Origin of the sequence: Dokdonella koreensis DS-123 (genome assembly GCF_001632775.1) — a bacterium.
In the GTDB taxonomy this organism is placed as follows: domain Bacteria; phylum Pseudomonadota; class Gammaproteobacteria; order Xanthomonadales; family Rhodanobacteraceae; genus Dokdonella; species Dokdonella koreensis.
This window is the reverse complement of record NZ_CP015249.1, coordinates 2677692-2691880: the sequence shown is the minus strand read 5'-3', so window position 1 is coordinate 2691880 and position 14189 is coordinate 2677692. Positions and strand designations below refer to the sequence as shown.

Genomic DNA, 14189 nt, shown 5'->3' with positions numbered 1-14189 from the left:
CGGCGCGATAGGGTCATTGCAAGGAAATACGATGTTGCAGCGAAGCAATCAATGGCGTGACGGAATGGCTCAATTTGCGGCCGGCAGCAGCGTCGCCATGACGTGCTCCATGTACTGCTCGAACTCCTCGTGCGTCAGCCGCGGCAGGCCGGCCCAGGCCAGCTGCAGGAAGCCGGCGTAGGCCGTGTACGCCAGGCGCGCCCGCTGCGCCGCCGAGACCTTGTCGAGGCCGGCCTGGCGGTAGGCGACGGTCAGGAAGTCGAGCCGGCGCTGAGATACGCGCTCGATGACCGGCTGCACCAGCGGGTGATCGAGCGCCTTGAGCAGCGCCGCGAAGATCACGTGCGAGGGCATGTCGTTGGCGACGCGGTGGAACAGCTCGCGCAGCCGCGCGCGCGGATCGACGATCGGTTCGAGCGGGTCGAAGATGTCCTCTTCGTCCTGGCGCTCCCAGCGCTCCAGCGCCGCCTTCAGCAGCGCTTCGCGGGTCGGGAAGTGCCAGTAGAAGCTGCCCTTGGTGACGCCGAGACGGCGTGCCAGCGGCTCCACGGCGATACCGGCGAGCCCGTATTCGGCGATCGCGTCGAGCGCGGCGCGTTCCCAGTCGGCCGCCGAGAGGCGGCTGCGGTTCTCGCCCTTGTCGCCAGCGGCGCGCTCGGGGAGGATTTTTTCGGTAGGCGATGACATCCGCGGAGTGTGCACCAGCGGGCGCCGCCAGGCATAGGGGCGCGGTTGCGGCGACGGGGCGCAAGCGGTTGATTGAATTGCCGCATTGCACCATACCGGCACGTATTGAAAAGTTCAGCCCAGGTGAACCATACTAATGCGTATGGATTCGCCTGCCTCCGCTCCCGTCGCTACCCGCTGCCTGTTCGCCGGTCACGGAGGGCTCGTGCTCGCCGGGGAGCGGTTCGGTGATGCGGACGCACCGCCGGTGCTGTTCGCCCATGGCTTCGGCCAGACGCGCCACGCCTGGCGGACGACCGCCGCACGCCTGGCCGCTGCCGGCTGGCAGTGCGTGAGCTTCGATGCACGCGGCCACGGCGAAAGCGGCCATCTCGCCGATGGCGACTACCACCTGCAGCAGTTCGCCGACGACCTGGCCGGGGTGGCACGGACCTTCGCACGGCCGCCGGTGCTGGTCGGTGCGTCGATGGGCGGCCTGCTGGGACTGCTGGTCGAAGGCGAGCAGGCACCGCTGTTCGCCGCCCTGGTGCTGGTCGACTGCACGCCGCGCTGGGAGCCGCAGGGCGTCGCCCGCATCCTGGCCTTCATGCAGGCCCATCCGCAGGGCTTCGCCGACCTGGACGAGGCGGCCGCGGCGATCGCGGCGTTCCTGCCGCACCGCAGCGAGCGCAAGTCGTCCGGTCGTCTGCGCAGTCTGCTGGTGCCGCATGCCGACGGCCGTTTGCGCTGGCACTGGGATCCGCGCATGCTCGGTCCGGTCGCCAGCGAGGGCGAGCGCCATCAGCCGCGCCTGTTCGCGGCGGCGCGATCGATCCGGGTGCCGACCTTGTTGTTGAGCGGCGGCGCGAGCGATGTCGTCTCGCCGGAAACGATCGATGAATTTCTGGCGCTGGTGCCGCATGCGCGCCACGTCGCGGTGGCCGACGCCACGCACATGGTGGTCGGCGACCGCAACGACAGCTTCACGCACCATGTGGAAGAGTTCCTGCGAACGCTGCCGCCCGCGCCGAGGTCCGGCCCGGCGCCGGCGGGTCGCGCCGTCCCGAGCCCGGCTTGAGGCCTTGCGCCGAGGAGTGCCGTCATGATCCATCTGCTTCCCCTGATCGCCGCGATCTTCGTTTCGATCGTCGCCGCCTACCTGCGCGTCTCGCTGCGGGTCTGGACCGTCGCCGTCGCCGTGGCGATCCTCGCGGCCGGCTGGCTGGCCGGCGCGCACGGGCTGGCGACCGCGCTGACGCTGATCGTCTTCGCCGCCATCGCGGTGCCGTTGAACCTGCCGGACTTTCGCCGCAGGAAGTTGAGTGCGCCGCTGCTGGCGATCTTCGGCAAGGTGCTGCCGCAGCTGTCGGACACCGAGCAGACCGCGCTGGAGGCCGGCACGGTCGGCTTCGAGGGCGAGCTGTTCACCGGCAAGCCGGACTGGTCGCAGCTGCTGGGCCAGCCGCGGCCGGAGCTGACGGTCGAGGAGCAGGCCTTCATGGACGGCCCGGTCGAGCAGCTCTGCGCGATGGTCGACGACTGGCAGATCACCCACGAGCTGGCCGACCTGCCGCCGGAGATCTGGGAATTCGTCAAGAAGCACAAGTTCTTCGGCATGATCATCCCGAAGACCTACGGCGGCCTGGGCTTCTCGGCGCTGGCGCATTCGGCGGTGTTGCAGAAGCTCTCGAGCATGTCGGCGACGCTGGCGTCGACCGTCGCGGTGCCCAATTCGCTGGGACCGGGCGAGCTGCTGCTGCACTACGGCACCACCCAGCAGAAGGACTACTACCTGCCGCGCCTGGCCGACGGCCGCGAGATCCCGTGCTTCGCGCTGACCGGCCCGTACGCCGGCTCGGACGCCACCTCGCTGCCGGACTACGGCGTGGTCTGCAAGGGCGAGTGGAACGGTGCCAACGTGCTCGGCGTGCGGCTGACCTTCGACAAGCGCTACATCACGCTGGCGCCGGTGGCGACGCTCGTCGGCCTGGCGTTCCGCATGCACGATCCGGACGGCCTGCTCGGTGACGAGAAGGACCTCGGCATCACGCTGGCGCTGATTCCGCGCGACACGCGCGGCCTGGAGATCGGCCGCCGCCACTTCCCGCTGAACATCCCGTTCCAGAACGGTCCGGTCCGCGGCAAGGACCTGTTCGTGCCGCTGGCCCAGCTGATCGGCGGGCCGGAGATGGCGGGGCAGGGCTGGCGCATGCTGGTGGAGTGCCTGTCGGTCGGCCGTGCGATCTCGCTGCCGTCCAATTCCAGCGGCGCGGGGCGTGCCGCCGTGGCGGCCACCGGCGCCTATGCGCGCATCCGCAAGCAGTTCGGCCTGGCGATCGGCCGCTTCGAAGGCGTGGAGGAAGCGCTGGCGCGGATCGGCGGCCATGCCTATGCGATGACCGCGCTGTCGCGCGCCACCGCCGCCGCCGTGGATCGCGGCGAGAAGCCGGCGGTGCCCTCGGCGATCGCCAAGTATCACGCCACCGAATGGGCGCGCGCGATCTCCGCCGACGCGATGGACATCCACGGCGGCAAGGGCGTGATCCTCGGCCCGAAGAACTACCTGGGACGCGGCTACCAGAGCGTGCCGATCGCGATCACGGTCGAAGGCGCCAACATCATGACGCGCTGCCTGATGATCTTCGGCCAGGGTGCGATCCGCTGTCACCCGTACGTGCTCAAGGAGATGCAGGCGGCGGCGCTGCCCGACTACGGCGAGCGCCTGCGCGCCTTCGACGAGGTGCTGTTCCAGCACATCGGCTTCGGCTTCTCCAATGCCGCGCGCAGCTTCGTCCTGGGCCTGACCCACGCGCACATCGGCGCGGTGCCGGGCGACGCCTATACGCGGCGCTTCTACCGCAAGCTCAACCGGTACTCCGCCGCGCTCGCGCTGGTGGCCGATACCTCGATGCTGGTGCTGGGCGGCAAGCTCAAGTTCAAGGAAAAGCTCTCCGGCCGCCTCGGCGACGTGCTGTCGTACCTCTACATCGCCTCCAGCCTGCTCAAGCGCTACGAGGACCAGGGCCGCCCGGTCGCCGACCGGCCGTTCCTCGCCTGGGCGTTCCACGAGTGCGTCTGGCGCATGCAGATGGCGCTCGACGGCGTGCTGCGCAACTTCCCGGTGCGTCCGGTCGCCTGGCTGCTGCGGGCGCTGGTGTTCCCGCTGGGGCGCCGCGAGGTGCCGCCGTCGGATCGCCTCGGCCGTCGCGTCGCCGCGCTGCTGACCGCGCCGAACGAGGCGCGCACGCGACTGCTGGAATGGACGTACCTGACGCCGACCGCCAACAACACGATCGGCCGCATGAACGCGCTGCTGCCGGAGGTCATCGCCGCCGAGCCGGTCGAGCGCAAGTTCCTCAAGGCGCTCAAGTCCGGCGAACTGGCCGGCTACGACTTCGCGGCCCAGGTCGCCGATGCGGAGGCGCGCGGCATCCTGACCGGCGCCGAGCGGGCCTTGCTCGAGCGCGTGCGCACGGCCAGCTTCGAGTTCATCTCGGTCGACGATTTCGACCCGGCCGACCTCGCCGCCGGCGCCCGCACGGACGAATCCCGGCAGCTGCGCTCGGTAGCCTGAACCGGACGCCGCCGTACGGCGGCGGCAGGCGTCTTCGCGCCGCCCTCAGGCGGCGCGGTCGCGCGCCTGGATCGGATGGCCTTCCTCGTCCTCGTCGGCCACGGCCGGGATTTCCGGCACGGCCGGCGACTCGGGCCTGCGGCTCCGCGTGCGACGCGGGCCGATCGGATCGGGGCGGCGCGGCGGCGCAATGCCGAGGATTGTCGAGAAGCTGACAATTTGCGTCTCTTTCGTCGACACGATCACGTGGATGACCGGCGCCCGGCAGAAGCTGCCGTCGAGCGGCAGCAGGTGCGGCAGCCGGTCGGTCTTGAGGCGTCCGACGACCGGGCCGTTCGACGTTTTCAGCTCGATCACGCCATTCCCGCGCGACCGGATCTCCCCGACCAGTTTGTTCCAATGGGCGATCGTGGCCTTGTCGTTGGTCGTGTGCATGCTCGCTACCGTCGCGTCCGTCGTACACAAATGCATTTCTGGTGCCAGCCGGACGAGGGGCGGTCCCGTCGAGCGGCGCGGTTCGGATGCGTTCCGAAGAATGCCGGATGCGACGGGGGCCCGATCGGCGGGAAGTCGCCCGGAATGCCTCCGGACCTGGGAGGCGAACGGCGGTGACGGTCGGCTCGAGCCGCTCTGCGGGTTTCCTGTTCCGAGGTTCCCGCGAGATCCGGGGGGCGCTTGCGGCGGTCTGGCTACCGCTCAATGACCCGGTATGAACCTGACCCTCGGTCGAGGCCATGACGACGAACCCTCGCGCCGCACGCGTCGACGGTGCCGATCCGCGAGCCCACCTCCGCCGGGATGAAAAAAAGGCGCCGCCGTTGCCGGCGACGCCTGTGGAAAAGGAGCAAGTGCCCTCGTCAGGGAATCGTGATGGGCGCGCCGGTGCGGTCGTAGGCGTAGCCGATCACCTTGGCCGGATAGCCGGTCGGCCAGGTCGTCTGCAGGTGGACGTAGCCGTAGTTGATCTGGCGCGTTTCCTCGTTGTAGAAGCGGAAGCCGAGATAGCCGTTCACGCCTTCGAGGAAACGCCGGGTCTCCGCGTAGCGGCCGCTGGAGACCTCGCTGAAGACCGAATCCGGGCCGATCGTGTCGCCGCTCCGCAATACCCGGTACGGGCCGAATGTCGTATCGGCGACACCGCCGCCGCGACCGGGGCTCGTGTCGCTGCCCCAGTAGAAAAGGGCGTAGGGCGCGAACGGTCCCCCGAAGTAGGACGCGAAGTCGTCGCCGGGGAACGGAAGGTCACTCCACTCGCCGCGCAGGAAATTGAACGACAGGCCGTACGCGGTGGGCGGCAGGTTGACGCTGAGCAGGCCGCTGTCGACGACGGCATCGCTTTCGCCGTCATCGAAACCGGAACAGAACACGCCGTCGCCGTTGCTGGCGCAGGCGTGGTGCACCAGCGGCGCGGTCACCTGCACCGTGATCGGCACCGACAGCGTGCGCTGCGCCGGGTCGTTGGTGACGATGCACAGCTCGGCCTGGTGGCTGCCGGGGTCGAGTTGACCCGCGGCCGGATCGACCTCGACGCGCAGCCGCTTGGACGACCCGCCGGCCACGACATCGGCATTGCCGTCGACGCGCAGCCAGGACACTTCGGCGCCGCCGCAGGAGACGCCGCTGCCGGTCGCGCGGAACGTGAAGTTGCCGGCAGCACCCAGCGCGCCGGTCACGGCGGTGAACGGATTCGCGCCCAGATCGTCGATGTCGGGTGGCCCACCGAAGTTCAGGGACGCGTAGGAGGCGCCACCGTACGTGGTCGAGTCGAAGGCGGCCCCGTACAGGACCTCCGTTGAACCGTCCATCGGCCAGTGCTCGACGAAGCCGACGTAGATGTCGCCCGGTCCCGGAACCTCGAACTGCGTCGCATAGGTCTGGAAGCGGTCGATCGCGTCGATCGCCACGATGCGGTCGCCACCCAGGCGCACCGCATTCTTCGGATCGCCGTCGCCGTCGGCATCGTAGTAGGCCACGAGGTTTACGGGCAGGCCGAGCAAGGCGTCGGGGTTGCCGATCGCCTGCTTCGGCCACATCACGGAGATCGAGTTGATCGTCTGCGCCTCCAGGACCGAATAGCGGTTCAGCCAGATACCCGCGATAGGGCTGCCCATGCCGACGATCTGCTCATAGGCGCCGTCGTCGAGCGCGTAGAGGAAGCCTCCGGCCGCGTTCCACGGTGTGGCATCGAAACCGTGCACCTGCGCCTGGCGCAGGGGCGAGGCAACCGGTGGCACGGGCAGCGACGCCATTGCTTGCGCGGTGCCGCCTTGGCGCACCAGATCCTCGATGCCCGGCTGTGCGGCCAACGCGATGCCGCGGCCGCTCGGCGAATAGCGCAGCGGTGCGCTGCCGACGGCATTGGCAAGAGACAGCTCCTGGTGCGACACCGCGTTGGCGGCTACGCTGAGCGAGAGCGACACCGGCGTGACGCTGGCCGCCGGCGGGTTGATCGGCGGCGGCAGCTGCACCGTCACGGGATTGCCGTCGCCGTCGAACGCCGATTCGACCAGCCGGACCGGAATACCGCTCGGCGCGGTGGTCGCCAGGCGGACGTAGCCGAAACAGTAGTCGCCGCCGGCAACCGGAAACGCCAGGCGCCCGGCGCAGCGGAAGCGGACGCCGATCGCGGCATCGGCACCGGCGTACCAGCCCACGTCGACGCCCAGGCCGGGGCTGTTGCCGAACCCGGTGGCCGGCCCGACGACCGCACCGTCGCCGAGCAGGGCGATCTCGCCATTGCCGTTGAGGGCGAATTCGACGTCGGGTATGGAAGCGAAGCCGAAGACGGTGACGGCGGGCAGGCCGAAGTTCATCAGCATGCCGACCTTCAGGTCCCATCTGGGCCCGAGCAGGCCGGTGTAGTTCAAGGCGTTGCCGACCATGTCATAGGATGTGCCGGCGGCGTTGATCGCCAGCGTGCGGTTGATCGATCCCGACCGGATCAGCCCGTTCCCGCCGGCGGGCACCACGACGAGCCGGGCGGAGGACGCTTGCGTGTTGCTGCCCTGGCTGGTGAGCAGCGCCCCGGCGGGAATCGCGACATCGAACGTGCCGCCGACCGAGGTCACGTCGACGCCGAGCGTGCACGAGCCCTGTGCCGCGATCGTGGCGCCGGAGAGGCTCACACCGCTGCCCGCGGCCGGCGCCGTCAGGCTGCCGCCACAGGTGGTGACGGCATTCGGCACGGCGGCCACGGACAGGCCGGCCGGCAGCGTTACGGTGAAGGTCGAGGTCAATGCCGCCGCCGACGGCAGCGGATTGGCCAGTGTGATCTCGAACCGCGAAATCCCTCCCGAAGCAATCGTCGCGGGCGTGAACGACGGCAGCAGGCCGACCCCCGGCGCAGCCGTGTTGGCGACCACGATCATGTGCGCGTTGGGGAAGCCGGCGCCGCCGACGGGCGTCGGCTCGAGCACTCCGCAGTCGGGCGCACTGATGAAGGACGGATGGGTCTCGGCGGTCGGGTTGCCGCCGCCGTAGAACAGGGAGCCGAATGCCTCGCCGACGTGGTACTCGACCACCAGGTCGTCGGTTGCGGCGTCCGCAAGCAGGCCGGCCACGGGAATCGTGGTGGTGTCCAGTTGCCCGTGCACCAGGACTTCCGCGGAGGACCCGATCGGGCGCAGCAGGTCGACTGGAATCGTGTCGACCGGCGTCGTGCGCGCGAGTGCATGCAGCCGGATCGTGACCGGTGCGGATCCGGTCTCGGCGCCGATCGTCACGCTCTCGATGCGCACGGACGACGGAGCGCCGTGCTCGGCCAGGTAGAAGCGCCGCCAATAGCTCTGGCTGGACGTGTAGTTGGTCTGTGCGTCGGTGCACGACAGGCCGCCCTGCTCGGTCGGTGTGTTGTCGTCCATCTGCGCGAGGGCGCGAGCGCCCAGCACGACCGCCGGGGAGGGGACACGTCCGGCGGCCGGAGCGCGCTGCAGTGATGCAGCACCCGCGGTGCCGGCGACGAGCAGGCCGGCAAGGGACAAGGAAAGGATCTTCATGGGCGATGTTCCGCAGGCGATGACCGCACGCCGTTCCGGCGTGCGTGAGTGCATGGAGAGGTCGTGGCGCGGTGTGTTCATGGCGTGCCCTCGAAACCGTCGCGGAAGATCGCGCCGTCGGGCAGGACCGACAGCACGACCGGCACGCGCTGCATCGCGCGCGCGGAATCGTTGCTGGCCACGCACAGCTGCGCGATGTGCGTTCCCTCGGCCAGTCCGGTGCCATCGAGTTCCAGCGCGATCGTCGCCGAGCCGCCCGCGGGGACCGAGCCGGCCGCCGGGGTCAGCGTGAACCACGGCGCGCCGGCGGGATCGATGCAGTCGTTCGCCGGATCCTTGCCGGTCGCGCGGATCATCGCGTTGCCGGCACGCACTTCCCGCGAGTAGTCCTCGAGGTACATCTGCACGCGATTGGCGGAGAGGTCCTCGAGATTGGGCGCGCCGTCTTCCATCGAGGCGAGCCAGGAGTGTTCGAGCACGGGCGCCGTCGTATCCAGCGCGATCGGGAACCGTTCCGCGATGCCGCCGCGCGCGTAGGTCGACTCGAAGCCGACGTAGACGGCGCCGTCGCCGGGCACGCGGAAATCGGTCGGGAACGTGATGAACTGCCCCTCGGCGGTGATCGTTGCCGGGTGGTCGGTGCCGAGCCGCACGGCGTTGCCCGGGTCGCCATCGGCGTCCGCGTCGTAGTAAGCGACCAGGGTGATCGGGCGGCCGACCAGCGATCCGCCGTTCTCGGCAGGGACCAGTATCGAGATGCTGTCGACGGTGAAGGCACCGGTGCCGGACGGCGCCGCGAAGCGATTGAGCCAGATGGCGGCTTGCTCGGTGTACTGGAAGTTGAACGACTGCTTGGCTTCGTATCCGCCATCGTCGAGCGCGAAGTCGAGCGCGTCGCCCGTCGTCGCGCCCGATGGCGTGGAATGACCGGAACCCGAACGGGCGCGCGGCTGCATCGACACCGCGTGCGCACCTGCCGCTGCGTTCAGTTCGAACTGCAGCGTCTGGTCACCGGGATTGTCGATCCGCAGCGATCGCCGCGCGCTGGTGCCTGGTGGCACGGTCGCGTAGATCGAGCCGGGCTGCACGTGCGCGGTCGCGGGCTTGTGTGCCTCGAAGGCGAAGACGCTGCCGGGAGGGAAGGATCCGATGATCGCCGATCGTCCGGACAGGGCGAACCAGACACCGAAGTAGCCGTAGTCGATGCCTTCCGGCGAGGTCAGCCGGCCGCGTCGGACCCAGCGATCGCCGTCCCTCTCATAGGCGAAGGCGGTGCCCTGTTGCGTCAGGCCGCCGGTGTAGAAGGTCTGGTAGGCGCCGGCGATCGCGAGATCGCCGGCGATGGCGACACTCTCGCCGAGCGAGTCCGCGTAGTCCTTGTCGTTCAGCGACGGCAGCGCCTGCGCCACCGACCAGAGGCCATGGCTGCGCTGCAGCATGAAGACGCCACCGCGTGCGTCGCCGTATTCCAGGTAGCCACTCAATCCGCGCGGCGCGCCGACGATCGCGGTGTCGCCGTCCAGCCCCAGCGACTGGCCGAACCGGATCGCCGCCGACAGCGGCGACGGATACAGCTTCTGGCGCTGCGTCCAGACCCCGTTCTGGCGCTCGAACACGTAGACCAGGCCATGCCAGGGGAAATCGCGGTTGCGCGTCGCGCCGCGTGCACCGATAAGCAAGGTATCTCCCTGCAACGCGATGGCATTGCCGAACTGGTCGCCGGCGCGACCGTCGTCGGGGACGAGCTTCTGCGTCTGCCGCCAGCCGTTGCCGTCGTCGCTGAACAGGTAGACGGCGCCCTGGTTGGCGCGATCGGTGTCGGGGGTGTGCGAATACGCGCCGACCGCGACGGTCGTCCCGTCGATCGCCAGGCTGGTCGCGAACGAGTTGCCGCGTTGCCCCCACGAGCCGGGAGCGCCGTCGTCCGGCGTCAGGCGGGCCGTTTCGATCCAGGAGCCGGCGCGCTCCTCGAAGACGTAGGCCGCGGGCTGCGATTCGGTCCCGGCCGCCTCGGCCGGATCCGGCGGGGCGAAATCAATGCCGTTGTTTCCGCGGGCGTGGCCGATCACGGCTTGCGAACCGCGAATGGCGATGGCGGCTCCGAAGGAGAAGAAGGCCTCCGGTGGGACGGCGAGGCTGGGATCGAGGACCTGGCGCTCGACCCAGCGGCCGTCCTCCTTGCGGTAGACGTGGACCCTGCGGAGGTCGCCGACCATGGCCACCGCGTCCGTCATCGCGATGCCGTTGCGCAGCTCGCTTCCGTCGCCGGGCGTCGGCATGCGCTGGGCCGTCCAGGCCAGGGGTGAGTCAGCGACGGCGGAGGTGGCCGATGCGGGAACACCGCCCTCGGTTGCGTCGACGGCCGGGATGGCCGCGCGGGCTGGGTGGAGACCCAGCCCGGCCCAAGCCGCCAGCAGGGGTATGACGAATCGCTTCATTGCAGGATTCCCCGAAACACTGAAAAAGAGGACGCCAGCCACGACGTCCGGTGGATGCAGGGGACGAACATGGTGGGAGCGGGCGACATGCGCATTCGCCCTGCCTATCGGGAGGCTTAGGCCTGCCTTATGGGAGGCTCATGAGCCCCGCCAGGAGCCCGGATCCGGGCGACGGTGGCGCGGCCGGTCAGCGCGGAGAAGCGCGGCCGGAAATCGACGTGTCGATCCCGCGCGCCGGGATCGGAGCCGGCGCGACTGCCAGCGCCGGCGGGATGCCGCGCTCGCCGGCCAGTCGTTTGGCGGCGGCCAGCGCGCGCCGCCACGGTTCCGGCTGGCCCAGCGCGTGGTAGAGCCTGGTCTGCAGCAAGGCGCAGTCGAAGTCCTGTTCCGCCCAGCGGGCGACGCGCCCGATGACGCGCGTCGCCGGTCCGAGCTCATGCGCGTCGAGCAACTGCGTGCCGTAGGCGACCGCGACGTCGGCGAGACTCGCCGGCGCCGCCGTCGCAGCGGCGTCCAGGGCCGCGTCGAAGTGCCGGCCGGCGACCTCGGGGGCGTCTTCCTGAGCGCTCACCAGCGCCTCCGCCAACCGGAGATGGGTGATGACGTCGGGTTGGGTGGACCCGTCCGCCCACTGGGAGAACGCCCGCGACGCTGCCTTCGCCTCCGCGGACTTCCGCAGCGCCAGCAGCGCGCGGACGCGAAGAAGCGCTGCCGCGGACCGCACTTTCGCGAAATGCGCGGCGGTCGGAGCCGGCATCGGGCGCAGTTCCTCGGCCGAGGCAGCCAGGCGTGCCGCTTCGGCGGCGTCTCCGCGCCCGAGCGCCAGTTGTCCGAGCACCAGCTGCGCATTCGAATAGCGATCCGCCGGTGCCGCCGGGTCGAGTGCTGCCCTGACGGCGAGAAGCCGTCGTTCCGCCTCACCCAGGCGTCCGGCCGCGGCATCCGCCCGGCTGACCTGCACGGCGAGCCAGGACATGGCCCGCTGGTCCGTGGCTTCTTCCATGCTTTTCAGGGCCTTGGACGCCGTTGCGCGTGCGGACTGCGTGTCGAGCAGGTCCAGTTCCATGGCGATCTGGTTGCCATAGGCCACTCGCAGAGCCTCCCCGACCGGAAAACGCTCGAGGCGCTCGATCGCCCGGGCCTGCAGCGTCGTGGCTTCGGCATAGCGCTGCCGTTTGATGAGGGCGCCGGCTTCGTTCGCATCCAGCTCCGCCAGGCCGAGGCTGTCGCCGATCATCTCCATCGTGATGCGCGCCTGGGCGAAGTCGGCATCCGCCTCGGGCCAGCGCCCGAGCAGGACGTTCATCGCCGCCCGGTTTTGCAGCGCGGAGCCGTAGTTGCCCGCGGAATGCCCGTTGCGGGCGGCCTCGACGGCACCGTCGAGGGGCTTCAGCGCCTCCACGGGACGTCCGCTGCGGACGAGCACCGCGCCCAAGGCCTGCAGGGTCGACGAACGCAGCTCGACGTCCTCCATCGTGTCCGAATCGGGCCCGGTCAGCGCTTCCAGTTCGGCCAGCGCCTCCGCCGTCCTGCCCTGCGCGAGCAGCACGTGGACGCCCATGAAGCGTACCCGCGGCGCACCGCGCAGGGCCGGCGGAACCTCGTCCAGGAGCCGCTGCGCGACGTCGAAGCGCTCGCTGGCGACGGCTGCATCGATGAGCAGCGCGGCTTCTTCCTCGCCGGCGCGCTCGTCGCCGAGTCGCCCGGCGACCGGCGCACGGTTCATCATCACCAGCACGCGATCGGCTGCCTGGCGCGCCGTAGCGGTCGGCTCGGCCTGGCGGACCTCGATCTCGCGGGCTCCTTCCAGGCCGCCGAGCTCCAGCCGCAACAGCCAGCCGTCGCTGCCGCGATGGATCGACGGTGCGATGACGATCGTCGCCCCGGTGACCTCGCGAATCTTTTCCGCACTCGGAAGGGCTTCGCCCTGTCCCCCCATCAGGGCCACGATGTTCTGCGCCGGTACCACGTGGACACCGCCTTCGATCAGGCGCGCGGCGAGCAGGTCCATCAGGCCCAGGCGCAGCCACGCCCACTGGCTGTCCGACTCGACATCCATCGCGACCGGGAGCACCGCCACCAAGGCTGCCGTCGCGGGCGCTGCGGACGGTTTGGCCGTCGCCGCGTCCAGCGGCGTCGCGCGATGCCATGAATGCAGCGCCCACGCACCTGCGGCCACCGCCAGCAGCGCGAGAACGCCGAGCGCGAATCGCGGGAGTCGGCGCGTCGCGCTCGCGGCCGCCGGGATCTTGGCCGCCTCCGCCGCAGGAGCGGCGGGAGACTCCTCGTCGACGTCCGCGGCTTCGGACGCGGCCAGGGCCGTGTCCGCGTCGCCGGGCGGCTTCACCGGCTCGACATCGGCGACCCAGTGATAGCCGAAACGCGGCACCGTGCGGATCACGGCACGCTCGCTGTCGCCGAGTGCGCGTCGCAATCCCCAGATCAGCTGGTCGAGCTGCCCGTCGGTGAAATCCGCCTTGCCCCAGATCGCCGCGCCGAGCTCGTCACGGCCGACCGCGCGTTCGCGATGTTCGAACAACCACAGCAGGACATCGAGAACCTTGGGAGCCAAGGTCACCAGATGCCCGTCCTCGAACAGTTGGCGGGCTTGCGGATTCAGCATGAACCGGCCGAAACGATAGTGCCTGAACGCCTGTGCCATGCTCCCGTTTTCGCGCTATGGGCGGCCTCTCGGCCGATGCGTTTGATTTTCCCACAGTTCGCCGGATCGTCGGTCTCGTCGCAATTTCGCCTGCGTCCCCGGCGTGAGCCCGAGGATGCCGTGGCGGATCTCGCCACGGGGACCATGCGGGCATCGTGAGCAATGAGCTCGACGCCTCCCGCACGGCGCGATTCAATCGGCAGGCGCCGAAGCGGAACGTGGTCGGGTCGCGGGAGCGCGTCGACCGGGTCGGTCTTGCTCCGAACGGCGGGCCGTTGCTTGCCTCCGACGTCGTCCTCGTCTTCGCGTATCCCGGTTTGCGAGGGTCAATCGCGTCCGAGCGTCCGGAGAAGAGCGCCAGATCACGGCTGGCTGGTCGCATGCCGATTCTGCGCGCCGTGCGTCCGTCGATCGCACTGCGCCGACCATGTGTCGCGTGGCCCACGATGCCCGTGGGGCACCGAGGGAGCCGCGCGTGAGGCGGTGAATGCACGCGGGTCATTCGTCAGCGCGAACGGATGGCGCTGCCGCCTGCGGGGCGGCTCGATGGCAGAAACGAAAAAACCGCCCGGTTGCCCAGGGCGGTTTTCCGTACGCGCATCTATCCGAATCGCTAAGTGCTTGATTGGATGGTGGGCGGTGCAGGGATCGAACCTGCGACACCTGCCGTGTGAAGGCAGTGCTCTACCGCTGAGCTAACCGCCCATGGTGCCGGAGAAGGGAATCGAACCCCCGACCCACGCATTACGAATGCGTTGCTCTACCAACTGAGCTACTCCGGCCCGCGGGGCCGCGCAGTATAGACACTCGGCGTGCCGTGGACAACACCGTCGTCGCGCCGGATTGCCGGTGGA

At 69.8% G+C, this 14189-nt stretch carries 7 protein-coding genes and 2 tRNA genes; 2 read left to right on the top strand and 7 right to left on the bottom strand.

The genetic code is table 11. The features are described 5' to 3' along the window. Positions 1–69: 69 nt before the first annotated feature. Positions 70–702, bottom strand: a complete 633-nt coding sequence (locus I596_RS10930) for a TetR/AcrR family transcriptional regulator (protein WP_425478767.1) — start codon at positions 700–702, stop codon at positions 70–72. A gap of 127 nt (positions 703–829) precedes the next feature. Here I596_RS10930 and I596_RS10925 point away from each other — a divergent pair, with 127 nt between their 5' ends. Together I596_RS10925 and I596_RS10920 are read left to right on the top strand one after the other, a co-directional pair. Beyond that, positions 830–1744 (top strand): alpha/beta fold hydrolase, encoded by a 915-nt coding sequence (locus I596_RS10925; protein ID WP_425478766.1) that lies wholly within the window; start codon positions 830–832, stop codon positions 1742–1744. Between the two features lie 24 nt (positions 1745–1768). Next, positions 1769–4240 (top strand): acyl-CoA dehydrogenase, encoded by a 2472-nt coding sequence (locus tag I596_RS10920; protein WP_067647659.1) that lies wholly within the window; start codon positions 1769–1771, stop codon positions 4238–4240. Positions 4241–4285: 45 nt separating this feature from the next. Here the strand turns inward: I596_RS10920 and I596_RS10915 are convergent, their stop codons facing one another. The 6 genes from I596_RS10915 to I596_RS10890 all read right to left on the bottom strand — a co-directional run bounded on the left by I596_RS10915 (position 4286) and on the right by I596_RS10890 (position 14117). After that, positions 4286–4675 carry a hypothetical protein gene (locus I596_RS10915; RefSeq protein WP_067647655.1) on the bottom strand — a complete coding sequence of 130 codons (390 nt, stop codon included), beginning with the start codon at positions 4673–4675 and terminating at the stop codon, positions 4286–4288. 422 nt (positions 4676–5097) lie between these two features. Beyond that, positions 5098–8235 (bottom strand): DUF7933 domain-containing protein, encoded by a 3138-nt coding sequence (locus I596_RS10910; protein ID WP_067647652.1) that lies wholly within the window; start codon positions 8233–8235, stop codon positions 5098–5100. A 77-nt stretch (positions 8236–8312) separates the two neighbouring features. Further along, positions 8313–10673 carry an FG-GAP repeat protein gene (locus I596_RS10905; protein ID WP_083965517.1) on the bottom strand — a complete coding sequence of 787 codons (2361 nt, stop codon included), beginning with the start codon at positions 10671–10673 and terminating at the stop codon, positions 8313–8315. Positions 10674–10860: 187 nt separating this feature from the next. Next, positions 10861–13335, bottom strand: coding sequence for a winged helix-turn-helix domain-containing protein (locus I596_RS10900; RefSeq protein WP_067647647.1), 2475 nt, complete (start codon positions 13333–13335; stop codon positions 10861–10863). Positions 13336–13965: 630 nt separating this feature from the next. Further along, a tRNA-Val gene (locus tag I596_RS10895) sits at positions 13966–14040 on the bottom strand. A 1-nt stretch (position 14041) separates the two neighbouring features. Further along, positions 14042–14117: transfer RNA gene (locus tag I596_RS10890), tRNA-Thr, on the bottom strand. Between the last annotated feature and the right edge of the window lie 72 nt (positions 14118–14189).